Origin of the sequence: Streptomyces sp. NRRL B-1140, assembly GCF_001280065.1 — a bacterium.
In the GTDB taxonomy this organism is placed as follows: domain Bacteria; phylum Actinomycetota; class Actinomycetes; order Streptomycetales; family Streptomycetaceae; genus Streptomyces.
The window spans coordinates 36867-58411 of record NZ_LGEA01000107.1 but is presented as its reverse complement, the minus strand read 5'-3'; the positions used below and the strand labels follow the sequence as shown (position 1 = coordinate 58411).

The 21545-nt window shown below is 72.6% G+C and carries 22 protein-coding genes; 13 read left to right on the top strand and 9 right to left on the bottom strand.

From position 1 onward, the window contains the following. Positions 1-210 precede the first annotated feature (210 nt). The 8 genes from ADK65_RS24925 to hypA all read left to right on the top strand — a co-directional run bounded on the left by ADK65_RS24925 (position 211) and on the right by hypA (position 6716). Positions 211-1800: a hypothetical protein gene (locus ADK65_RS24925; protein ID WP_053672770.1), complete on the top strand. Its 1590-nt coding sequence runs from the start codon at positions 211-213 to the stop codon at positions 1798-1800. A 1-nt stretch (position 1801) separates the two neighbouring features. Continuing rightward, the gene (locus tag ADK65_RS24920) at positions 1802-2890 is read left to right on the top strand and encodes a hydrogenase expression protein HypE (RefSeq protein ID WP_053672768.1); all 1089 of its coding nucleotides are present in this window, start codon (positions 1802-1804) and stop codon (positions 2888-2890) included. Between the two features lie 64 nt (positions 2891-2954). After that, a complete protein-coding gene (locus ADK65_RS24915; RefSeq protein ID WP_053672766.1) occupies positions 2955-4748 on the top strand; it encodes a nickel-dependent hydrogenase large subunit in 1794 nt (597 codons plus the stop codon). Further along, positions 4741-5286: a NifU family protein gene (locus ADK65_RS24910; RefSeq protein ID WP_053672764.1), complete on the top strand. Its 546-nt coding sequence runs from the start codon at positions 4741-4743 to the stop codon at positions 5284-5286. Before ADK65_RS24915 ends, ADK65_RS24910 begins: the two co-directional genes overlap by 8 nt. Next, on the top strand, positions 5283-5879 hold the full coding sequence (locus tag ADK65_RS24905; protein WP_053672761.1) for a DUF5947 family protein: 597 nt from the start codon (positions 5283-5285) through the stop codon (positions 5877-5879). The genes ADK65_RS24910 and ADK65_RS24905 overlap by 4 nt, the downstream gene beginning before the upstream one ends. A 42-nt stretch (positions 5880-5921) precedes the next feature. Continuing rightward, positions 5922-6128 (top strand): hypothetical protein, encoded by a 207-nt coding sequence (locus tag ADK65_RS24900; RefSeq protein ID WP_053672759.1) that lies wholly within the window; start codon positions 5922-5924, stop codon positions 6126-6128. A gap of 35 nt (positions 6129-6163) precedes the next feature. Then, positions 6164-6355, top strand: coding sequence for a hypothetical protein (locus ADK65_RS38615; RefSeq protein ID WP_159038813.1), 192 nt, complete (start codon positions 6164-6166; stop codon positions 6353-6355). Positions 6356-6362: 7 nt separating this feature from the next. After that, entirely contained in the window at positions 6363-6716 is a 354-nt protein-coding gene (gene hypA, locus ADK65_RS24895; protein ID WP_053672758.1) for a hydrogenase maturation nickel metallochaperone HypA, read from the top strand. Between the two features lie 54 nt (positions 6717-6770). On the opposite strand, the gene hypE is transcribed toward hypA, so the two are convergent. Genes hypE through ADK65_RS24860 form a run of 7 tightly spaced genes read right to left on the bottom strand, consistent with a single transcriptional unit; the run spans position 6771 to position 14721 of the window. Further along, a complete protein-coding gene (gene hypE / locus ADK65_RS24890) occupies positions 6771-7841 on the bottom strand; it encodes a hydrogenase expression/formation protein HypE (RefSeq protein WP_053672756.1) in 1071 nt (356 codons plus the stop codon). Beyond that, entirely contained in the window at positions 7834-8979 is a 1146-nt protein-coding gene (gene hypD / locus ADK65_RS24885) for a hydrogenase formation protein HypD (protein ID WP_053672754.1), read from the bottom strand. Before hypD ends, hypE begins: the two co-directional genes overlap by 8 nt. Beyond that, positions 8976-9296, bottom strand: coding sequence for a HypC/HybG/HupF family hydrogenase formation chaperone (locus ADK65_RS24880; RefSeq protein ID WP_053672752.1), 321 nt, complete (start codon positions 9294-9296; stop codon positions 8976-8978). Before ADK65_RS24880 ends, hypD begins: the two co-directional genes overlap by 4 nt. A 3-nt stretch (positions 9297-9299) precedes the next feature. After that, positions 9300-11612 carry a carbamoyltransferase HypF gene (gene hypF, locus ADK65_RS24875; RefSeq protein WP_053672751.1) on the bottom strand — a complete coding sequence of 771 codons (2313 nt, stop codon included), beginning with the start codon at positions 11610-11612 and terminating at the stop codon, positions 9300-9302. Further along, positions 11609-12352 carry a hydrogenase nickel incorporation protein HypB gene (gene hypB / locus ADK65_RS24870; protein ID WP_053672748.1) on the bottom strand — a complete coding sequence of 248 codons (744 nt, stop codon included), beginning with the start codon at positions 12350-12352 and terminating at the stop codon, positions 11609-11611. The genes hypF and hypB overlap by 4 nt, the downstream gene beginning before the upstream one ends. A gap of 39 nt (positions 12353-12391) precedes the next feature. After that, positions 12392-12979, bottom strand: a complete 588-nt coding sequence (locus ADK65_RS24865; RefSeq protein WP_053672746.1) for a hydrogenase maturation protease — start codon at positions 12977-12979, stop codon at positions 12392-12394. Next, on the bottom strand, positions 12976-14721 hold the full coding sequence (locus ADK65_RS24860; RefSeq protein ID WP_053672744.1) for an enoyl-CoA hydratase-related protein: 1746 nt from the start codon (positions 14719-14721) through the stop codon (positions 12976-12978). The genes ADK65_RS24865 and ADK65_RS24860 overlap by 4 nt, the downstream gene beginning before the upstream one ends. Positions 14722-14990: 269 nt before the next feature. Between ADK65_RS24860 and ADK65_RS24855 the strand changes: the two genes are divergently transcribed. The 3 genes from ADK65_RS24855 to ADK65_RS24845 all read left to right on the top strand — a co-directional run bounded on the left by ADK65_RS24855 (position 14991) and on the right by ADK65_RS24845 (position 18174). Next, positions 14991-16076 (top strand): LacI family DNA-binding transcriptional regulator, encoded by a 1086-nt coding sequence (locus ADK65_RS24855; protein WP_078956120.1) that lies wholly within the window; start codon positions 14991-14993, stop codon positions 16074-16076. Between the two features lie 14 nt (positions 16077-16090). Continuing rightward, positions 16091-16849, top strand: a complete 759-nt coding sequence (locus ADK65_RS24850; protein ID WP_053672743.1) for an IclR family transcriptional regulator — start codon at positions 16091-16093, stop codon at positions 16847-16849. Between the two features lie 101 nt (positions 16850-16950). Further along, complete coding sequence (locus tag ADK65_RS24845) at positions 16951-18174, top strand: PP2C family protein-serine/threonine phosphatase (protein WP_053672741.1); 1224 nt, start codon at positions 16951-16953, stop codon at positions 18172-18174. Between the two features lie 133 nt (positions 18175-18307). Here the strand turns inward: ADK65_RS24845 and paaK are convergent, their stop codons facing one another. Continuing rightward, entirely contained in the window at positions 18308-19663 is a 1356-nt protein-coding gene (gene paaK, locus ADK65_RS24840; protein WP_053672739.1) for a phenylacetate--CoA ligase PaaK, read from the bottom strand. Beyond that, positions 19663-20049, bottom strand: coding sequence for a hydroxyphenylacetyl-CoA thioesterase PaaI (gene paaI, locus ADK65_RS24835; protein ID WP_107092381.1), 387 nt, complete (start codon positions 20047-20049; stop codon positions 19663-19665). The genes paaK and paaI overlap by 1 nt, the downstream gene beginning before the upstream one ends. 210 nt (positions 20050-20259) lie before the next feature. Between paaI and paaA the strand changes: the two genes are divergently transcribed. Together paaA and paaB are read left to right on the top strand one after the other, a co-directional pair. Then, entirely contained in the window at positions 20260-21246 is a 987-nt protein-coding gene (paaA, locus tag ADK65_RS24830) for a 1,2-phenylacetyl-CoA epoxidase subunit PaaA (protein ID WP_053672734.1), read from the top strand. Beyond that, positions 21243-21536 (top strand): 1,2-phenylacetyl-CoA epoxidase subunit PaaB, encoded by a 294-nt coding sequence (paaB, locus tag ADK65_RS24825; protein WP_053672731.1) that lies wholly within the window; start codon positions 21243-21245, stop codon positions 21534-21536. The genes paaA and paaB overlap by 4 nt, the downstream gene beginning before the upstream one ends. The last annotated feature ends 9 nt before the right edge of the window (positions 21537-21545 follow it).

Here is a 21545-nt window from a genome sequence, read left to right as displayed (position 1 = left end):
CGGATGGACCGTGCCGCCTCCGATGCGGTGACCGCCGCGGTCAGCGGCGGGTGACCACCCCGAACAGCCCAATCACACTGCGCCGGAGGAGGCGAACGTGGATGAGCGGTGTGACGGTGGTGGAAGGGATGCGTGTGCACACAGGGACCGCGTGCACACACGGACCGCTTGCACGCGGGGACCGCTCGCACACAGGGACGAGGAGACGCAATGGCGGAGGCACTGGTCGAGGGCGGCGCGAAGGGCGCGGCCACGATGGTCGGCGCGCGCCCGTCCCCGGACGTCTTCGAGCAGCTCAGCGCCGTCGCAGACGCGGTCCTCTACGAGGGCTACCTCCTCTACCCCTACCGCCGCTCCTCCACGAAGAACCGCGTCCGCTGGCAGTTCGGCGTGCTGTTCCCCCGCGACTGGGTGGAGGCGGACGGCCCCGTCCGCCCCGGTGTCTCCGGCTCCGCCGACTCCTGGTACCAGCAGACCGAGTGCCTGCTGCGGATCCGTCAGCCGGACGGCGCCCGCGTACGCGTGCGGGTCCGCTACCTCCAGATGCAGCGCAAGCAGGTGGAGGAAGAAGGCCGTCCCGTCGAGTCGCTGCACGGCGACGACGGCACGGTGCATCTGACCTTCGACGAGGCCCTGCCGCGAGAGTGCGAGGTGGAGGTACCGCTCGACGAACTCCTCCGGGACGGACGTACCGTCGCCGTGGGTGCCGCGGCGGGCGAGAACGTCGAGGCGCTGTCCGACGGTACGGGGCGGGTGGTGCGCAGCCGGGAGGAGATCCGGGCCGAGACCACCCTCACCGCCGAGCGGCTCTCCGAGGACCTCTGCCGGATCCGCGTACGCACCGCGAACACCGCGCCCGCACCCCGACCGGGCACCGCGCGCGACGAGGCCCTGCGCCGGGCCCTCATCGCCACCCACACCCTCGTCGGCGGCGACGGGGTGGAGTTCGTCTCGCTGATCGACCCACCCGCCGGCCTGCAGGCATCCGTGCGCGCGTGCCGCAACGAGTTCACCTTCCCGGTGCTCGGCGGCGAGGACGGGAACACCGGACCCGTCCTGCTGTCCGCGCCGATCATCCTGCCCGACCACCCTCAAGTGGCCCCCGAAAGCCCGGGCGACCTGCACGACGCGGCGGAGATCGACGAGATCCTCACCTTGCGCACGATGCTGCTGACCGATGAGGAGAAGCGCGAGGCGCGGGCCACCGACCCGCGGGCGGCGGCGATCCTCGACCGCGTCGACAGCATGCCGCAGGAGGTCTTCGAACGGCTGCACGGCGCCGTCCGCTCCCTGACACCGGCCACCGCCACGGCGCCCGCCGACCCTTTCCCCGCCACCGTCACTCCCACGGCGCCCGCCGGCCCTTTCCCGGCCACCGCCACCCCCACGGCGCCCGCCGGCCGCCCAGCCTGGTGGCAGGAGGGTGCCGACGACGGTCTCTCCCCGGCCACCGACACCGTGCTCGTCGACGGTGTCCGGCTCGGCGGCGGCAGCCGCGTGCGGCTGCGCCCCCGGGGACGCGGCGCCGACGCCCAGGACATGTTCCTGGCCGGGCGGACCGCCGAGGTCGCCGCCGTCTTCCACGACGTGGACGGCAGCGTGCACCTCGCCGTCACCCTCGACGACGACCCGGCCGCCGAACTGAACCACTGGTACGGCCGCTTCCACTACTTCCGGCCCGACGAGCTCGAACCCCTCGAGCCCGCCGGATCCCCGGACGAGCCGTCGGCACCGGCTCCCGCCGCAGCTCCTGCGCGGCACACGTCCGACTCCGAGACCCCCGCAGCGGAGGCCGAGTGACATGACCACTCACAGCAGCACCGAAGAAGTCAGCAAGGAACCCGAACGGTCCGAGGTCCGGCAGGGCATCGACGAGATCCACATCCTCTGGATCTCGGAGGGCATGAGCTGTGACGGCGACACCGTCTCCCTCACCGCCGCCGACCAGCCCTCCATCGAGGACCTGGTGCTCGGGCTGATCCCGGGCCTGCCCAAGGTGAACCTGGTCAACAAGGTGCTCTCGCCCAGTCTGGGCGGCGAGGACTTCCTCGCGCCCTACCGGGCCGCCGTACGCGGCGAGCTGGGCCCGTTCATCCTCGTCATCGAGGGCTCGATCCCCAACCAGAACATCATCGAGGGCGACGGCTACTGGACGTCCTTCGGCAACGACCCGGAGACCGGCGAGCCGCAGACCCTCAACTGGTGGATCGACCAACTGGCCCCCAAGGCCTGGGCGGTGGTCGCCGCCGGCACCTGCGCCACCTTCGGCGGCATCCACGCCATGTCCGGCAACCCGACCGGCTGCATGGGCCTCGCCGACTACCTGGGCTGGGACTACACCTCCCAGGCCGGCCTGCCCGTCGTCAACGTGCCCGGCTGCCCGATCCAGCCCGAGAACTTCATGGAGACCCTGATCTGGGTCCTCTACCACGCGGCCGGCTCCGCGCCCCCGCCGCCGCTGGACCACATGCTGCGCCCGCAGTGGCTGTTCGGGAAGACGGTCCACGAGGGCTGCGACCGCGGCTCGTACTACGAGCAGGCCAACTTCGCCGCGGACTACAACTCGCCCAAGTGCCTCGTGAAGACGGGCTGCTGGGGTCCGGTCGTCAACTGCAACGTGCCCAAGCGCGGCTGGATGGGCGGCATCGGCGGCTGCCCCAACGTCGGTGGCATCTGCATCGGCTGCACGATGCCCGGCTTCCCGGACGCGTTCATGCCGTTCATGGACGAGCCCCCGGGCAGCACCCTGTCGTCCCTGGTCATCAAGCCCTACGGGGCCGTCGTGCGCCGACTGCGCGGCATGACCAACGAGCTCGTCAACCACGAGCCCAGGTGGCGCCACAACCAGCGCAAGCTGACCAGCGGTTACGACCCCCACTGGCGCGCCTGATGAGGCTTCCCCGCAGCAAGCCCACCACCCCACACACCACCGACAGCGAGGGGCAGTACCGCAGATGACCACCACCGAGGCCAGGCCCACGGACCGCAAGCCACCACAGCTCGTGGACATGTCCTGGGATCCGATCACACGGATCATCGGGAACCTGGGCATCTACACGAAGATCGACTTCGCCAACCGGGAAGTCGTCGAATGCCACAGCACCTCGTCGCTGTTCCGCGGCTACTCGGTGTTCATGAAGGGCAAGGACCCGCGCGACGCGGGCTTCATCACGTCCCGGATCTGCGGCATCTGCGGCGACAACCACACCACCTGCTCCGACTACGCCCAGCAGATGGCCTACGGCGTCAAGCCGCCCCCGCTGGCCGAGCACATCGTCAACCTCGGCGAGGCCGCCGAGTACATGTTCGACCACACGATCTTCCAGGACAACCTGGTCTTTGTGGACTTCTGCGAGGCGATGGTCAAGGCCACCAACCCCGGTGTCCTGGCCCGCGCCGAACGCACCGAGGCACCCCGCGGAGAGATCCACGGCTACCGGACGATCGCCGACATCATGAAGGCCTTCAACCCCTTCGAGGGCGAGGTCTACAAGGAGGCCCTGAAGGTCAGCCGGGTCACCCGCGAGATGTTCTGCCTGATGGAGGGACGGCACGTCCACCCCTCCACGCTGTACCCGGGCGGCGTCGGCACGATGCCGCAGCCCACCGTCTTCACCGACTACCTCGCGCGCCTCATGCGGGTCATCGACTTCGTGAAGAAGGCCGTCGCCATGAACGACGACGTCTTCGACTTCTTCTACGAGGCGCTGCCCGGCTACGAGGAGGTCGGCCGCCGCCGCACGCTGCTCGGCTGCTGGGGCGCCTTCCAGAACCCCCAGACCGTCGACTACCGCTACGAGAACATGAACTCCTGGGGCAAGGACATGTACGTCACCCCCGGGATCATCGTCGACGGCGAGCTGGTCACCAACAACCTCGTCGACATCAACCTCGGCCTGCGCATCATGCTCGGCAGCTCCTACTACGAGGACTGGGTCAACGAGGAGCCGTTCGTCACCCACGACCCGCTCGGCAACCCCGTCGACATGCGCCACCCGTGGAACCAGACCACCGTCCCGGTGCCGCAGAAGCGTAATTTCGACGACAAGTACAGCTGGGTGATGAGCCCCCGCTGGTTCGACCAGCGCACCGGCGACCACCTCGCCCTCGACACCGGCGGCGGCCCCCTCGCCCGCCTGTGGTCGACGGCGCTGAGCGGCCTGGTCGACACCCCGTACGTCAAGGCCACCGGCCACAGTGTGCGCATCTCCCTGCCCAAGGGCGAGTCGCTGCCGGAGACCACCCTGGAGTGGCGCATCCCGCAGTGGAGCAACACCATCGAACGCGACCGCGCCCGGCCCTACTTCATCGCCTACGCGGCCGCCATGGCCCTGCAGTTCCTCGAAGAGGCCATGGGCATGGTGCGCGCGGGCGAGACCAAGGTGTTCGAGAACTACGAGGTGCCCGACGAGGCGATCGGCTGCGGCTTCCACGAGGCGGTGCGCGGCGTCCTCTCCCACCACCTGGTGATCAAGGACAAGAAGATCGCCAACTACCACCCGTACCCGCCCACCCCGTGGAACGCCAGCCCGCGCGACAAGTTCGGCACCCCCGGCCCCTACGAGGACGCCGTCCAGGGCCAGCCCATCTTCGAGGAGAACGGGCCGGACGACTTCAAGGGCGTCGACATCATGCGCACGGTCCGCAGCTTCGACCCGTGTCTGCCCTGCGGTGTGCACATGTACGTCGGCAAGGGCAAGACACTGACGACCCTGCACTCGCCGACGTACGGGGCGAACCATGGCTGAGGCCGCCGGCGCACGGCTGGCCGACCCGGACGTCGAGGCCCGGCTCGCCCGGCTCGACCAGGCGCTGGAAAGCCTCGAGGCCGTCGCCGGCCCGACGACCCGCTCCGCGACCGAGGCGGTGGCCCTGCTGACCGAGGTCTACGGCGAGGCCCTGGCCCGCGTCCTGGACCAGGCCGACGAGGCACTGGCCGAGCGGCTCGCCGACGACGAGCTGCTCGGGCACCTCATGGTGCTGCACGACATCCACCCCGAGCCCGCCGAACGCCGGGCGGCCCGCGCGGTCGAACGGCTGCGGCCCGCCGTGCAGGAACGCGGCGGCGACGTGGAGTGGGCCGGGGTCGAAGGGCAGGTCGCCCGGGTCCGTCTGACGAAGGGCGGATGCGGATCCGGCTGCGGCAGCGGGGGATCGGAGGTCACCGACGTGGTCCGCGCGGCGGTCCTCGCCGCGGCCCCCGAGCTGACGGCGGTGGAGTCCTTGACCGAGACGCCCCCCGCCTTCGTCCCCCTGACCACGCTGACGCACCGGGGCGCACCGTGACCACCGACGGCGCACTGGCCCGCCTCATCCGCTCCTCGGCCGACCGCACCGCGGCCGCCGAGAAGGAAGTGTGCGACCTGTGCGCCGCGCCGGTCGCCGGCGAGCACGCCCACCTGTACGACACCGGGCAGGAGGAGGTGCGCTGCGCCTGCGGCCCCTGCTCCGTGCTGTTCGCCGACGCGGCGGCGGGGGAGAGCCAGTACCGGCTCGTGCCCCGGCGCCGGGTCCGGCTGCCCGAGGTGGACACGGCCGCGCTGGGCGTACCCGTCGGCCTGGTCTTCTTCGTGCCCCGGGCCGACGGCACCGTCACCGCCGAGGGCCCGAGCCCGGCGGGAGCCATGCGCTGGGAGGTGGACGCCGCGGCCTGGCAGAAGGTGGCCGGGACGTGTCCACCGCTCGCGACCGTGGAACCCGATGTGGAGGCCCTGCTGGTGAACACCGTCCACGGCCTCGACCACCACTGGATCGTGCCGATCGACGACTGCTACCGGATGGTCGCCGTCGTACGCCGGGAGTGGCGCGGCCTGTCCGGCGGCGGCCGGGTCTGGCCGGCCGTCCGGCAGTTCTTCGAGGACCTCACCGAGCGGCCATAGCCACGCACTCCGCAGGTCGGAGGCGAGGAAGGAGAGCACCCCATGGGCAGCATCAGAGTGGGCCGGCCCCAGGCCAAGCCCGACACCCCCCGGCACGTCGCCGGGATGCACCAGGGCAACAAGGGACCGCGCGCCGAGCAGAAGGGGCACCACGCGGACGGCACCGCCGACGCGCGCCGCTCCACCGGGATCCACTGGAAGCGGCATGACGCGCTCGCCGAGACCATGCCGAACATCTCGCCGGGATGACACACCGTGACGCGAACGAGCAGGGAGTCGCCGCAATGAAACGAGTACGCAGAACCGTCATGCGCAGGCGGGGCGGGATGAGCGGGCAGCGGGTGCTGAAGACCGAGGCCGTCCTGGTGGGCGGCGCGGTCCTGGCCCTGCTGTGCTGGGAGTGGCCCAGCCTGAGGCGCGAGGCGCGGATCTGGCGGATGGCGGGCGGATTCCGCGCCGGCCACCGCTACCCGTGAGCGGGCCGTGCACGAACTGTCGATCGCGACGGCGATCGTCGAGCGGGCCGGCGAGCTGGCCCGGGCGGACGGGACGGACGCCGTCTCGAAGGTGACCGTCCGGGTCGGCGAGCTGGCGGGTGTCGTCCCCGACGCCCTGGATTTCGCCTTCGAGGTGGCCCGCGACGGCACCTCCCTCGCCGGCGCACGGCTGGTCGTCGAGCAGATCCCCGCACAGGCCTGGTGCGGCGCGTGCGCCGAGGAGTTCGCGGTGGGTCTGCCCCCGTTCTTCTGGTGCCCGCGCTGCGAGAAGCCCTCCAGCGACCTGCGCAGCGGCCGTGAGCTGGAGATCGCCGGGATCGAGCCGGCACCGGCACAGTGAACGGGTGAGGGGCCCCGCCGACGGCTCGGCGGGGCCCCTGGCTCTGTCCGTCGCTCAGCAGATGCGCGGCAGCTGCTCCCCGAGCGGCAGATCCACCACCCGCGTCCCGCCGAGCCCGGTGGCGACCACCACCATCCCGGGATGCTCGGCGACGCACTCGCCGATCAGCGTCGCCCCGGCGCCCTGCGGGTGGGCCCGCATGGCCGCCAGCACCTCCTCCACCCGGGCCGGCGGCACGAACGCGACCAGCCGTCCCTCGTTGGCGACGTACAGCGGATCGAGCCCGAGGAACCCGCAGGCGTTCGCCACCGCGTCCGGCACCGGGATCGCCCGTTCCCGCAACCGGACCCCGGTCCCCGAGGCACGGGCGATCTCGTTGAGGGACGCGCCCAGGCCGCCCCTGGTGGGGTCGCGCAGCACGTGGATGTCCGGGGTGACGGCCAGCATGGCCGCCACGAGATCCGCCAGCGGCGCGGTGTCGCTGGCGACCTCCACCCCGAACTCCAGGCCTTCACGCACGCTCATGATCGCCACGCCGTGCAGCCCGATCGGCCCGCTGACGATGACCGCGTCCCCGGGCCGGGCGCGCTGGGGCCGGATGTCCACTCCGCCGGGTACGACCCCCACCCCGGCGGTGGTGACGTACACCCCGTCGCCGTGCCCCGACTCCACCACCTTGGTGTCGCCCGTGGCGATCGTGACCCCGGCGGCCTCGGCGGCCGCCCCCATCGAGCGCGCGATCCGCTCGACCACCGTCAGCTCCACGCCCTCCTCCAGGATGAAGGCGGCGGAGAGGTACGCGGGCCGCGCGCCGCTCATCGCGAGGTCGTTGACGGTGCCGTTGACCGCGAGGTCGCCCAGACAGCCGCCGGGGAAGAACAGCGGCCGGACCACGTAGGAGTCGGTGGAGAAGGCCAGCCGCGCGCCGCCCAGTTCGAGAACGGCGGAGTCGGCGAGACCGGACAGGGTGGCGTTGCCGTAGGCGGGGGTGAAGACCTGCTCCATCAGCTCCGCCGACAGCGCGCCCCCGCCGCCGTGCCCCATCACGACGACCCCTTGGTCACGCAGCGGGGCGGGGCAGGTCCAGTTGGCCGGGTCGACCACGTCGGTGACGTGCTCAGGCAACGGGGGTCACCTCCTCCTGCGGAGCGGCCCCGGCGGACTGCGGGGCCGGGGCGTTCATGCGCCGGTAGAGGTAGTAGGCCGCGCAGGCGCCCTCGCTGGAGACCATGGTGGCGCCGAGCGGGGTGCGCGGAGTGCAGGTCGTGCCGAACGCGGCGCACTCGGTCGGCTTGATCAGGCCCTGGAGCACCTCGCCCGCCCGGCACTCGGCGGGCTCCTCGGTACGGATCCCGCTCACGTCGAAGCGGTGCTCCGCGTCGTACGCGCGGAAGGCGTCGGTCAGCCGCCAGCCGCTGGCCGGGATCCGCCCGATGCCGCGCCAGTTGCGGTCGGTGACCTCGAAGACCTCCTCGATCATGCGCACCGCGGCCGGGTTGCCCTCCTCGCGCACGGCCCGCGGGTAGGCGTTCTCCACCCGGTGCTCACCGCGCTCCAGCTGGCGTACGGCCCGGCGGATGCCTTCCAGGATGTCCAGCGGCTCGAAGCCGGTCACCACCATCGGCACCTTGAACCGCTCGGCCAGCTCCGGGTACTCGGCCATCCCCATCACACTGCACACGTGCCCGGCGGCCAGGAAGCCCTGCACCCGGCACTCCGGCGCCGTCATGATCGCCTCGACGGCCGGGGGCACCCGTACATGCGACACCAGCAGACTGAAGTTGGACAGGCCGAGCCGGCGCGCCTGGTGCACGGCCATCGCGTTGGCCGGAGCGGTGGTCTCGAAGCCGATCGCGAAGAACACCACCTCCCGGTCCGGGTTGCGGCGGGCCAGCTCCAGGGCGTCCAGCGGCGAGTACACCACGCGTACGTCGCCGCCCTCGCCCTTGACCCGGAACAGGTCGCGGTCGGTGCCCGGCACCCGCAGCATGTCGCCGAAGGAACAGAAGATCACCCCGGGCCGCGCGGCGATCTCCAGCGCCTTGTCGATGACCTCCAGCGGCGTGACACACACCGGGCAACCGGGACCGTGAATCAACTCAACCTGTTCGGGCAGCAGTTGGTCGATTCCGTGCCGGATGATCGAGTGGGTCTGGCCGCCGCACACCTCCATCAGGGCCCAGGGCCGGGTGGCGGTGGCGCGGATCTCGTCCAGCAGACGCCGGGCCAGCTGGGGGTCGTTGAACTCGTCGATGTACTTCACCGGGCCTCACTCCCGCTGTCCTGGGGCTCCGTCACCGCGGCGGCGCCCGCCTCCTTGGCCGCCTGCTCCCAGGCGTCCCCGAACTCCTCCTCCAGCAGCCCCAGTTCCTCGAACAGCTTCAGGGAGGCCAGGGCCGACTCCTCATCCAGACGCTGCAGCGCGAAACCGACGTGCACGATGACGTACTCACCCACCTTCACGTCGGACACGTACTCCAGGCACGCCTGTTTCTGCACGCCGCCGAAGTCGATCAGTCCGGTGAGCGGGTCGGCGCTGTCGTCGATGGACACGACCTTGCCGGGCACTGCCAAACACATGGGTCACTCCTCCTGTCGTAGGTGTGCCGCGACCACCAGCTGGCCGAGGGCCAGCCCGCCGTCGTTCGGCGGGACTTCGCCGTGGCGGAGCACCGCGAAGCCGTTGTCGGACAGCAGCCGCGCGCACTCCTCCTCCAGCAGCGCGTTGGCGAACACCCCGCCGCTGAGCGCGACGGTGGCCAGGCCGGTGTCCCGACGCGCCCGCCGGCAGATCTCCGCCACCGCCCGCGCCACGGCACGGTGGAAACGGGCCGCGAGCACGGCGGCCGGGGTGCCGCGCCGCAGGTCGGTGATCAGTGCGGCGAGTACGGGTGCCGGGTCGAGATCTCCGGCGAAGGCGTACGCCGACGGGTCGGCGTCCCACGCCGAAGCGGCGGCGGCCTCCAGCTCCAGCGCGGCCTGCGCCTCGTACCCCGCACGATGGCAGACGTCCACGAGCGACGACACGGCGTCGAAGAGCCGGCCCATGCTGGAGGTCGGCACGCAGGCCAGTCCGCCGGTCAACTGCCGCTGAAGAACCTCCCGTTCTTGAGCCGCGCAGGCGCTCACGCACGGCAGGTCCGCGTCCCACGGCAGTCCGGCCGCCCACAGCCGGGCCAGGGCCAGGCGGCACGGGTTGGCGACGCCCGCGTCACCGCCGGGCAGCGGGGCGGGGGAGAGGCGGGCGTAGCGGCGGAAGCCGGTGTAGTCGGCGAGCAGGATCTCGCCGCCCCAGACGGTGCCGTCGTCGCCGTAGCCCGTGCCGTCGAAGGCGACGCCGATCACGGGGGTGGTGCCGTCGAGGCCGTGCCCGGCCATGGCGGAGGCGATGTGCGCGTGATGGTGCTGGACCAGCACGGGGGCGCGCCCGGCCAGTCGCGTGGCCCACCGTGTGGAGTGGTACCCGGGGTGCCGGTCGGCGGCGACCAGCTCGGGGCTCACGCCGGTGAGGACCCGCAGGTGCGCGTCCGCCCGCCGGGCCGCCTCCAGGGTGCTCAGGTCGCCCATGTCGCCGATGTGCGGGCCGAACCAGGCCTGGTCGCCCGCGCCGAGGCACAGGGCGTTCTTCAGGTCACCGCCCACGGCGAGAGCGGGCCGCACCGGCACCGGCAGTCGCAGCGGCCGGGGCACGAACCCCCGGGACCGGCGCAGCACCTGCTCGGTGCCGTCGGGGCGTACGCGCAGCAGGGAGTCGTCGCAGGGGGAGGCGATGGGCCGGTCGTGGGCGAGCCAGGCGTCGGCCAGCCCGGCGAGCCGGTCCAGCGCCTCGTCGTCGTCCGTGACGATCGGCTCCCCGGAGCGGTTGCCACTGGTCATGACCAGCACGCGTGGGCCGGGCGGATCACCGGGCAGGCCGAACAGCAGGGTGTGCACGGGCGTGTAGGGCAGCATCACGCCGAGGTGCGGGCTGCCGGGGCAGACGCCGGGCGCGAGGCCGTTCGCCTCTCGGTGCCGGCGCAGCAGGACGATGGGGCGGTGGGGGCCGGTGAGCGCGGCCCGTTCGGACGAGGAGAGCCGGGCGACGTGCCGTACCTCGTCGAGGTCGGCGCACATCACCGCGAACGGCTTGCCGCCGCGTGCCTTGCGGGTGCGCAGGGTGTCGACGGCGCGTGCGTCTCCGGCGTCGCAGGCCAGGTGGTAGCCCCCGAGCCCCTTGACGGCGACGATCCGCCCGGCCGCCAGCAGCGCGCGTGCCGATGCCAGGGCTTCGGCGTCCCGAGCCGGGCGGACCCCGCTCCCGGAGGCGGGCACCAGGCGGAGCCGGGGGCCGCAGTCGGGGCAGGCCACCGGCTGGGCGTGGAAGCGGCGGTCGAGGGGATCGCCGTACTCACGGGAGCACGCCGCGCACATCGGGAAACCGCTCATGGTCGTGACCGCCCGGTCGTACGGCATGCCCGTGGCGATGGTGAAGCGGGGGCCGCAGTGGGTGCAGGTGACGAACGGGTGACGGTGCCGGCGATCGGCCGGATCGCCCAGCTCCCGCAGGCAGTCCGGGCAGGTCGCCGTGTCGGGTGGGAGGAGGGTGCTGCCGGGGGAGCGGTCGGTGGAGCGGATGCCGAACGTGTCGTCGGCGCCCGTCGCGGGCAGCTCCTCGAACCCCACGCCGGTGATGGTGGCCAGCGGGGGAGGTTCCTTCGCCAGCCGGTCGCAGAAGCCGGCGACGCCCTCCGGCGGGCCCTCCACCTCGATCAGGACGCCGCTCGCCGTGTTACTCACGAAACCCGCCAGGGTGAGCTCGGTGGCGAGGCGGTGCACGAACGGGCGGAAGCCCACGCCCTGCACGGTGCCGCGCACGGTGACGCGACGGCGTACCGCCCTGGTGACGGGCGCCGTCACGAGACGAGGCCGGCTTCGGCGCCTTCGGAGGAGTGGGTGTGGGTGTGCGGCCGGGGAGCCAGGGGCGGCCGGTGGACGGGGGCACCGTCCCGGACGGCGAGCACCCGCTCCAGCAGGGTGTCGACGCCGGCGCCGGTGCGGGCGCACGAGCGCACCACCTCCACCCCCGGGTTGACCCGCCGGACGTTCGTCTCGAAGGCGGCCTCGTCGAACCCGGCCGGCCCGGACAGGTCCGTCTTCGTCAGCACGACCAAGTGGGCGGATCCGAACGCGGTGGGGTACTTCAGGGGCTTGTCCTCGCCCTCCGTCACCGCCATGAGCACGATCCGCAGCCGCTCGCCGAGGTCGTAGGACGCGGGACAGACGAGGTTGCCGACGTTCTCCACGAAGAGCAGCGAGGCCCCCTCGGGCAGCCAGCTCTCGACGTGGCCGCGCAGCTGCCGCGCCTCCAGATGACACAGCCCGTCCGTCAGCAGCTGCTTCACCGGGGCTCCCGAACGCGCCAGGCGCTCCGCGTCGTTCTCGGTCGCCAGGTCGGCGGTGAGCGCGGCCACCGGAAGGCCCCGCTCCACCGCCCTGGCCAGCACCCGGCCGAGCAGCTCCGTCTTGCCGCTGCCCGGGCTGGACAGCAGGTTGACCACGCTCACTGCGCGCCGGGCCAGCTCCGCACGCAGGCCCGCGGCCAGGGAGTCGTTCTTCGCCAGGACGGCCTGGGTGACCTCGTCCACGGAATCGCACATGAGGGCCGCTCCTCGCGGTTCGGTAGTCGAATCGTTCCGCTAGCGATCCTCCGCGCCGCCGCTCACCGCGCCCGGCAGCCCGGCCGACGACAGGGCGGCGGATTCGTCCGGGCGGCTCAACGGGGGCATGGCCCCGGGGTCGGTCAGCAGCACCGGCACCATCGTGTGCAGCGCCTCGACGGCCCGCCCCACCGCCTCCTTCACCGTCGCGCTGACGCCCGGGGCGATGTCCTCGTCGGCGGGCGCCCGCAGCTCCGGTTCGCAGGCCAGCACCAGGACGCGGGGGAGCGGCTCGTCGCCCAGGTGGGCGGCCAGGGCGAGGACCTTCGCCGGGTCCATGCCGTGTGCCTCGGGCGGGGCGCCCGCGGCGGATCCGCCGGGCGGGTCCGGCTCGATCAGCGACAGCGTGCCCGGCTCGTGACCCCGTACGGCCGCGTCGACCAGGACGGCCGTGTCGTAGCCGTCGAGCAGCTCGTACGCCAGGTCCATGCCGCGGATGCCGAAGTCCCGCACCCGTACCTCCGGCGGCAGCGGGCGCGCGTCCAGGGCGCGGATCACCTCGGGACCGAAGGCGTCGTCCGCGAGGAAGATGTTGCCGACGCCCGCCACGAGCAGCCGGGCGCTCACCGCGCCGCTCCCGCGGTCAGCGGCCGGGCGGGGCCGCTCGGGAGCTTGCGGACGAACGCGGAGCGCAGCGCGTGGTACGGCGCCTCGCGGTCGAAGAAGACGGCGCGCATCCGGGCGAGTTCGTCCCGCCGGTATTCGGCGAGGGGCCGCTGGAGCTCGTCCGCGTGCCGCGCCGTGGCCTTGGCGGTGATACGGCCGGGGAGGTCGGGATCACCGGCCAGGTCGGCGGCCAGCCGCTCGACCTCGGTGGCGAAGTCCCGGGCCGCGACCGGCACCAGACGGTCCACGAGTCCGAGCCGCTCGGCGGTCGCGGCACTCACCGGCAGCGCCTCGCTGGTCAGTCGCTCTGCGGTCTCGGCGCCCGCCCGGCGGGGCAGCGAGTACGTCCAGAACTCCGACCCGTACAGGCCCATGTTCCGGTAGTGCGGGTTGAGGACGCCGCCCGTGCGGCACCAGACCTCGTCGGCGGCCAGCGCGAGCATGACCCCCCCGGCCGCGGCGTTGCCGCCGAGGGCCGCCACCACCAGCCGGTCGGTGGTCCGCAGCACGGCCTCGACCAGGTCGTTCATGGCGTTGAGGTTGGACCAGGACTCGCCCGCCGGGTCGCTCGCCGCCTCGATGACGTTGAGGTGGATGCCGTTGGAGAAGAAGTCCGGGGCGCCGCCGAGCACCAGCACCGAGGTGGGGCGGGTGAGGGCGTAGCGCCAGGCGGCGAGCAGCCTGCGGCAGTGGGTGGTGCTCATGGCCCCGCCGGGGAACGAGAAGGTCAGAAAGCCGACGGGGCCGCGCTGCCGGTAGCGGATGTCGGTCCAGGTGGTGCGGTCGGGCGGCAGTTCGAGCGGGACCGCGATCTCGGGCAGCCAGTACGGACGGTCGTGCGAACCCGGCATGCCCGGCCCGCTGCCGGGCGGGGCGGGGAAACCGGCGAGCACCGAGGCCGCGGGGCGGCGGAACGGCGCCGGGTCACCGGAGCTCTTGCGGGGACGCAGTTCCGGGATCCACACCGCGCCGTCCCGGGTGGCCCGGCAGACCGCGCCGGCCCGGGTCGCGAGCAGCTCACCGGGCTCCCCGCGCAACCGGTCCTCGGGGTGACCGCCGTGCAGGAACACCTCCCGGCCGCAGATCTCGTCCCGGACGCCGGGCTGCGAGTCGGCCCCGCGGAGCTTGCGCAGCACCGTCGCCGTGTCGTCGTTCTCCCAGTCGATCCGCCGCTGCTCCTGGCGGAAGAAGTCCCGCCACACCACGTGGATCCCGCCTTCGCTCTGCGCACGCGGTTTGTAGGACCCGTCGGCGTAGCGCCGTACGGCCAGCAGCACGGCGGCCGTGGCGGCGTCCGCCAGCTCGTTGCGGTACACGTCGCTCTTGCCCGCCGGGGGCACCGGGAAGGTGCCGTCCGCCCACACGTCCCCGGCGTCCATGGCCGCCTCGGCCTGCAGCACCGTGACGCCCCACTCGGAGACCTCCTCGGCGATCGCCCAGTCCAGCGCCGACGGGCCCCGGTCGCCGGGTGGCCCGGGGTGCACGATCAGGCAGGTGTGCTCCCGCCACACGTCCTCCGGCAGGGCCGACTTCAGCATCGGGGCGACGATCAGCTCCGGGCCTGTCTCGCGTACGGCGTCCCGGACGGCGTCGGGGCCGTGCGAGGCGAGCACGACGTCCACGTCGTGCCCCTCGTCCGACAGTTCGGCGAACACACGCTGGGACAGGCTGTTGAACGCGCTGGCGACGAGCAAGATGTCCATGACACGGCATGGTCGTCCTTCCCGGGAGGGCCGTGAAGGACCACGGCGGCGTTTCGCGGTGCTCATCCGCTTCCGGCCGAACGGGGCGGCGCGGCCGATCGCCGGGGGCCCCGGGCCTGCGGTCGTTCGAGGAGGTGACGCACCGGGCGGGCAGGTGCGTGCGGGGGTGTGGAACGCTGGGCGTGAGCGGTCGTGGTGCGACCGCCGGACACGGGGGAGTGAGGGTGACGCGAGTGGGAGGACGGGCCGGGGGCGGCGCGCCGCGTGGGGTGGACGTGGCCCGGCTGGCCGGGGTTTCGCAGAAGACGGTGTCACGCGTCCTCAACGGAGAGCGCTACGTCTCCGAGGACGTACGCCGAAGGGTGCTCGCGGCGGCCGGGGAACTCGGCTACCGGCTGAACAGCGCGGCCCGGGCCCTGGCCTCCGGGCGAACCCGTTCCATCGGCGTGATCACCCTGGGAACCGCCCTCTACGGCCCCGCGTCGCTGCTGATCGGCATCGAGCGGGCCGCGCGGGACGCCGGTTACGCGCTCCGGGTCGTCAACACACTCGAAGGCGACCCGGGCGGGATGGCCGGCGCGGTGGAGTCGCTGCTGGAACAGGGCGTGGACGGCATCGTCGTGTCCGAGCCGATCGACGAGGGGCCGGTCTCCCTCAGTGTCGACGTGCCCGTCCTCGTGCTCGGCGCACCGGCGGCCTTCGGCGGTGCCCGCACCATGACCAGGGGCGTCGGCGCCGGACTCCTCGCCCGCACGGCCACCGAGCATCTGCTGGACCTCGGGCACGCGACGGTCCACCACCTCGCCGGCCCGCAGCGGTGGTTCGCCGCGCGGGACCGGCTGGAGGGCTGGCGCGGTGCCCTCGCCGCACGCGGCATCGCGCCGCCGCCCGTGCTGCACGGCGACTGGTCGGCCGCGTCCGGATACGCGGTGGGCCGCGAGCTCGCCGCGCGCGGTGACTGCACCGCCGTCTTCGCCGCCAACGACGACATGGCCATCGGCGTCGTCCGTGCCCTGACGGAGGCCGGGCTGCGCGTGCCGGACGACATCAGCGTGGTGGGTTTCGACGACATCCCCGTGGCCGCCTACATGACCCCACCGCTGACCACGGTCCGGCAGCCGTTCGACGCCGTGGCGCAGGAGGGCATCCGGCTCCTGGTGCGGGCGATCGAGGAACCGGACGCGGACCTGCCGCCTGCGTACGACCCGCCGATCGACCTCGTCGTCCGCGCGTCCACGGCAGCTCCGCCCCGGGACGCACGCCCGCCCGCCTCCAACGCTGCCGGGCGGCTGGAGGGCACGACAGCCGGTCCCGCTGATCCACCGGCCTCCCCCTTGCCCGGCGCCCGGGCCTGACGCACGCTGTTCTTATGGGTGGGCAAGACGGCCCTACGCTCATCAACTCCGTCCAGCGCGCCATGCGTCTGCTGGAGGCGGTGAGCGCGCACGGGAACGGCGCGCCGGCCAAGCAGCTGGCGCGTGAGACGGGCCTGCCCCTGGCCACCGCCTACCACCTGCTGCGAACCCTGGTGCACGACGGGTACGTGCGGAAGCTGGACGACGGTGGCTTCGTCCTCGGTGACAAACTGCAGACGCTGCAGTCCACGGGCCGTGCGCAGGCCCTGCTCAGCCGCGTCCGGCCCACCCTCGCCGCGCTGCGGGACGAGCTCGCGACGGCCGCCTACCTCACCTTCTACGAAGAGGGCGAGATCCGGGTCGCCGAGATCGTCGACGGACCCGGGACGCCCCGCGTCGACCTCTGGGTGGGCTTCGAGGACGCCGGGCACGCCACCGCACTGGGCAAGTCCGTCCTGCGGGAGATGGACGAGGCGGCCCGCCAGGACTACCTCTCCCGGCACCACCTCGCCGACCTCACCCCGCGGACGATCACCACTCTCCCGGAACTCCTGAGGAGGCTGGAGGCCCCGCCCATGGCCCCGGCCGTCACGGACCTGGAGGAGTACGCCCTCGGCACGGTCTGCGTCGCCGTCCCGGTCTACAGCGGGGACACGCTCGGGTCCCTCGGTGTGTCGCTGCCGGCGAACCGGCTCTCCCGGCTGCCGGAGATCCGGGAGCGGCTGCTTCCGACCGCGAGCCGCGTGACCAGGAGCCTCTCAATCACTATCTGAAAAGTCGCTTCTTGCCGGTGCCTGCCCCTACCCCGTTTTCTGGATAAGTCAGACATTTCCAGGACGTGCCCCGTGCACAGGTGAGGACTGCGGACACCGACATGAGCCAAGCCCGCAACCATGGCGTCCACCACCGGCCGGTCCGGCCGTTCAGAGACCGAGTGGCCGGTACCGGGGCTTCGGCCCGCAGGCGTGCCGTCGCGCGGCTGGGCGTGGGCGCACCCGTGCTGCCCGTCGTGGTCGTCGCCGCGGTCGTGTCCGCCGACCTCGTCGGCGGGGCGGGGATGATCTGGCTGCCCTTGCTCGCAGCCGGGCCGGCTCTGGCGGCCACGACCAACGGACCGCGCGGGGTCCTCTGCGTCGGCGGGCTCGCGGTGGTGGTCGGCGCGACGCTCGGGATCCGCGACGGAGTGCCCGGCCGGGAACTGGCCGCCGTGCTGTCGGCCCTGATCGCCGTCACGCTCGCCAGTGGCCTGGCCGGCGTGCTGCGCGGACGCCGGGAGCGGGTCCTCGCCGCCGTCCGGTCGGTCGCGGAGACCGCCCAGCACGCCCTGCTCAAACCCGTGCCGTCGACCGTCGGGCCGTTCCAGGTGGCCGTCCGCTACAGCGCCGCGGCGGCCGAGGCCCGGATCGGCGGTGACCTCTACGCCCTGATACCCACCCCGCACGGGGTGCGGCTGATCGTCGGCGACGTGCGCGGCAAGGGGCTGCCCGCCGTCGGGACCGCGGCCCTGGTGCTCGGCGTCTTCCGCGAGGCCGCCCACGACGAGCCCGACCTCCTCGCCGTGGTCGACCGGATCGAGCGGAGCCTCGCCCGTAACCTCGGCCGCGACGACTTCGTGACCGCCGTGGTCGCCGGGTACCCGCGGGAGGGGCAGCTGGAGGTGGTGAACTGCGGGCACGCGCCCCCGCTGCTGGTGCGCGCCTCCGGGACCATCACCCCGGTGGAGCCGGTGCTCCCGGCGCCGCCCCTCGGACTGCGCGACCTCGCGGGGTACACCCCGGGACTCCACACGCTCCCCTTCGCCGACGGCGACCAGCTGCTGCTCTACACCGACGGGGTCACCGAGGCCCGCGACGGAGGCCGCGCCTTCTATCCGCTGGCCGAGGGCCTGGAGCGGCATGTCTCACAGGAGCCGGCGCACACCCTGGGCGCGCTCCACGACGAACTGCTGGCCCATGTGGGCGGCAGGCTGCACGACGACGCGGCCCTGCTCCTCATCCGCAAACCGGCGGAGCGCGCGGCGGAAGCGGAGGCCGACGTGCCGAGCGGCACCGGGCCGGACGCTGCCGCCGCGGTGCCCGAGGCGAGGTGCTGTTCCTGAGGGCCGCGCTCCCGCCCCGGTGCCCGCGGCGAGGTGCTGCTCGTGATGGTCGACGGCCGTACGGGAACGGCCGCTCGTGCCCCGGCGCCCGAGGCGGGTGGCTGTCCGTGTGAGCCGCCGCGGTCGTGGCGGCTCACGCCTCGCGCAGGTCCTTCACGCGGCGGATCTTGCCGACGGAACGCTCCAGGGTCTCCGGTTCCACGATGGTCACCTCGGCGGTGACGCCGATGCCGTCCTTGACGCCCTGGGCGATCGTCGCGGCCGCGGCCTCGCGCTGCTCGGGGCCGGTTCCGGGCCGGGCCTCGACCCGGACGGTCATGTGGTCCAGGCGGCCGCGCCGGGTCAGCCGGATCTGGAAGTGCGGGGCGACGCCGGGCGTGCGCAGCACGATCTCCTCGATCTGGCTGGGGAAGACGTTCACCCCGCGCAGGATGATCATGTCGTCGCAGCGGCCGGTGATCTTCTGGATGCGGCGGAACGCGGGCCGGGCCGTGCCGGGCAGCAGCCGCGTGAGATCGCGGGTGCGGTAGCGGACGACCGGCAGGGCTTCCTTGGTCAGGGAGGTGAAGACCAGTTCGCCCTCCTCGCCCTCCGGCAGCACCTCACCCGTGACCGGGTCGACGACCTCGGGATAGAAGTGGTCCTCCCACACGTGCAGCCCGTCCTTGGTCTCCACGCACTCCTGTGCGACACCGGGACCGATCACCTCGGACAGGCCGTATATGTCGACGGCGTGGATGTCCGCACGCTCCTCGATCTCGCGGCGCATCTCCTCCGTCCAGGGCTCGGCACCGAAGATGCCCACCCGCAGGCCGCTCGCGCGCGGATCGACGCCCTGCCGCTCGAACTCGTCGAGCAGTGTGAGCATGTAGGACGGCGTGATCATGATGATCTCGGGCCGGAAGTCCTGGATGATCTGCACCTGGCGCGCGGTCATGCCCCCGGAGGCCGGGATCACCAGACAGCCCGCGCGCTCCGCCCCGTAGTGCGCGCCGAGACCGCCGGTGAACAGCCCGTAGCCGTAGGAGACGTGCACCTTGTGGCCCGGGCGTCCGCCCGCGGCGCGGATCGAGCGAGCGACGAGGTCCGACCACATCGAGAGGTCGTTCTCTGTGTAACCCACCACCGTGGGGCGGCCGGTGGTCCCGCTGGAGGCGTGCACTCGCCGCACCCGGTCCATGGGGACGGCGAACATGCCGAAGGGGTAGGTGTCCCGCAGGTCGGCCTTCGTGGTGAAGGGGAAGCGGGACAGGTCCTCCAGCGAGCGGCAGTCGTCGGGGGAGACCCCGGCCGCGTCGAACTTCTTCCGGTACGCCTCCACATGGTCGTAGGCGTGCCTCAGGCTGCTGCGCAGGCGGTCGAGCTGGAGCTCGCGCAGCTGCTCGCGGGTCAGTCGCTCACCGTCGTCGAGCAGGTCGTGGGGCAGGGGCTCTCCGCGCCGCGGTCCCGCATGGCCCGGGGCCTGTGAGGCCTGCGTCTCGCTGCTCATCAGGACTCCTTCGGCCTCGTGTCCCTGATGCCGCGGCTGCGGCCCCGGAACTCCGCGATCACCTCGTCGCCGCGCCGGACCGTCACGTCGTAGAGGCCGCTGCGCCCGTACCTGGTGCGTTCCTCGGCCCGCGCCAGGAGTTCGTCGCCCTCGTACGCCGGGGCCACGAAGGTGATGTCGGCGCCGGCCGCCACGGTCACCGGGCCGTGGCTGTTGCACGCGCACGCGAAGGCGCTGTCGGCGAGCAGGAAGACGTATCCGCCGTGGGCGATCCCGTGCCCGTTCACCATCGCCGGGGTCACGGTCATCCGCAGTACGGCGGTCCCTGCGCCCTGCTCCAGCAGCTCCATCCCGAGCCCGCGGGAGGCCTCGTCCGCGGCGAACATCGCCTCGGCAGGCGGCGTCGCGTCAGCGGTATGGGTCACTTCTCGCACCACCTCATGGCCCGACCGAACATTCGGTTAGCTGGCGCTGTCATGTAATCCGGGCGGCCGGACGCCTGTCAAGGGTCCCGGACTTGCCCGAAGGGTCTTACCAAGGCGCGCCGACGTGTCCTACGATGGACCGAACGAATGGTCGGTTGGGAAGTGGGACGGATGGACACGACACACTCCAGCCCCCCGGGGGCGGACGGCGCCGAGCCGGATCTCCAGCAGCACTTCGACGCGACGATCGCGCGGGACCAGCGGATCGAACCGCGCGACTGGATGCCGGAGGGGTACCGGAAGACCCTGATCCGGCAGATCGCGCAGCACGCGCACTCGGAGATCATCGGCATGCAGCCGGAGGGCGAGTGGATCACCCGCGCTCCGTCGCTGCGCCGCAAGGCCATTCTGTTCGCCAAGGTCCAGGACGAGGCCGGGCACGGGCTGTACCTCTACTCCGCGGCGGAGACACTGGGCGCCGACCGCGCGGACCTCACCGAGCGGCTGATCGAGGGCCGCCAGAAGTACTCGTCGATCTTCAACTACCCGACGCTGAGCTTCGCCGACGTCGGCGTGATCGGCTGGTTCGTGGACGGCGCCGCGATCTGCAACCAGGTGCCCTTGTGCCGCTCCTCCTACGGGCCGTACGCGCGCGCCATGGTGCGGATCTGCAAGGAGGAATCCTTCCACCAGCGGCAGGGCTACGAGCTGCTGATGACGATGATGCGCGGCACCCCGGAGCAGCGCGAGATGGTGCAGGACGCGGTGAACCGCTGGTGGTGGCCGTCGCTGATGATGTTCGGCCCGCCCGACGACGCCTCGCCCAACTCGGCGCAGTCCATGGCCTGGAAGATCAAGCGGCACAGCAACGACGAACTGCGCCGGCGCTTCGTCGACATGACCGTCCCCCAGGCCGAGAAGCTCGGCGTCACGCTCCCCGACCCGGAGCTGCGCTGGAACGAGGAACGGGGCCACCACGACTTCGGCACGCCCGACTGGGACGAGCTGATGCGGGTCATCAAGGGCGACGGCCCGTGCAACGACCAGCGGATGCAACGGCGCCGCAGGGCCCACGAGGAGGGCGCCTGGGTGCGCGAGGCGGCCACCGCCCACGCCGCCAAGCAGGCCGCCCGCGCGGAGAAGGGAGCGGTGGCATGACCGCCGACAGGCAGGACTGGCCGCTGTACGAGGTGTTCGTACGCGGCAAGCGCGGGCTGAACCACGTCCACGTGGGATCGCTGCACGCCGCCGACGACCGCATGGCGCTCACCCACGCCCGCGACCTGTACACCCGGCGCAACGAGGGCGTGAGCATCTGGGTCGTGCGCTCCGAGCACATCGCCGCCTCCACCCGCGACGAGAAGGACCCCTTCTTCGAGCCCAGCGCCGACAAGGTCTACCGGCACCCGACCTTCTACGACATCCCCGAAGACGTCCCGCACATCTGAAGGAGAGGG

Bases quoted from the DNA above. Each gene is read 5' to 3' on its own strand.
- ADK65_RS24915 (WP_053672766.1), top strand. From the start codon at position 2,955: ATGACCACCACCGAGGCCAGGCCCACGGACCGCAAGCCACCACAGCTC.
- paaB (WP_053672731.1), top strand. From the start codon at position 21,243: ATGACCGCCGACAGGCAGGACTGGCCGCTGTACGAGGTGTTCGTACGC.
- ADK65_RS24920 (WP_053672768.1), top strand. From the start codon at position 1,802: ATGACCACTCACAGCAGCACCGAAGAAGTCAGCAAGGAACCCGAACGG.
- ADK65_RS24845 (WP_053672741.1), top strand. From the start codon at position 16,951: ATGAGCCAAGCCCGCAACCATGGCGTCCACCACCGGCCGGTCCGGCCG.
- ADK65_RS24925 (WP_053672770.1), top strand. From the start codon at position 211: ATGGCGGAGGCACTGGTCGAGGGCGGCGCGAAGGGCGCGGCCACGATG.
- hypB (WP_053672748.1), bottom strand. From the start codon at position 12,352: ATGTGCGATTCCGTGGACGAGGTCACCCAGGCCGTCCTGGCGAAGAAC.
- ADK65_RS38615 (WP_159038813.1), top strand. From the start codon at position 6,164: ATGAAACGAGTACGCAGAACCGTCATGCGCAGGCGGGGCGGGATGAGC.
- ADK65_RS24900 (WP_053672759.1), top strand. From the start codon at position 5,922: ATGGGCAGCATCAGAGTGGGCCGGCCCCAGGCCAAGCCCGACACCCCC.
- paaK (WP_053672739.1), bottom strand. From the start codon at position 19,663: ATGAGCAGCGAGACGCAGGCCTCACAGGCCCCGGGCCATGCGGGACCG.
- ADK65_RS24910 (WP_053672764.1), top strand. From the start codon at position 4,741: ATGGCTGAGGCCGCCGGCGCACGGCTGGCCGACCCGGACGTCGAGGCC.
- ADK65_RS24880 (WP_053672752.1), bottom strand. From the start codon at position 9,296: ATGTGTTTGGCAGTGCCCGGCAAGGTCGTGTCCATCGACGACAGCGCC.
- ADK65_RS24850 (WP_053672743.1), top strand. From the start codon at position 16,091: ATGGGTGGGCAAGACGGCCCTACGCTCATCAACTCCGTCCAGCGCGCC.
- paaI (WP_107092381.1), bottom strand. From the start codon at position 20,049: ATGTTCGCCGCGGACGAGGCCTCCCGCGGGCTCGGGATGGAGCTGCTG.
- ADK65_RS24860 (WP_053672744.1), bottom strand. From the start codon at position 14,721: ATGGACATCTTGCTCGTCGCCAGCGCGTTCAACAGCCTGTCCCAGCGT.
- paaA (WP_053672734.1), top strand. From the start codon at position 20,260: ATGGACACGACACACTCCAGCCCCCCGGGGGCGGACGGCGCCGAGCCG.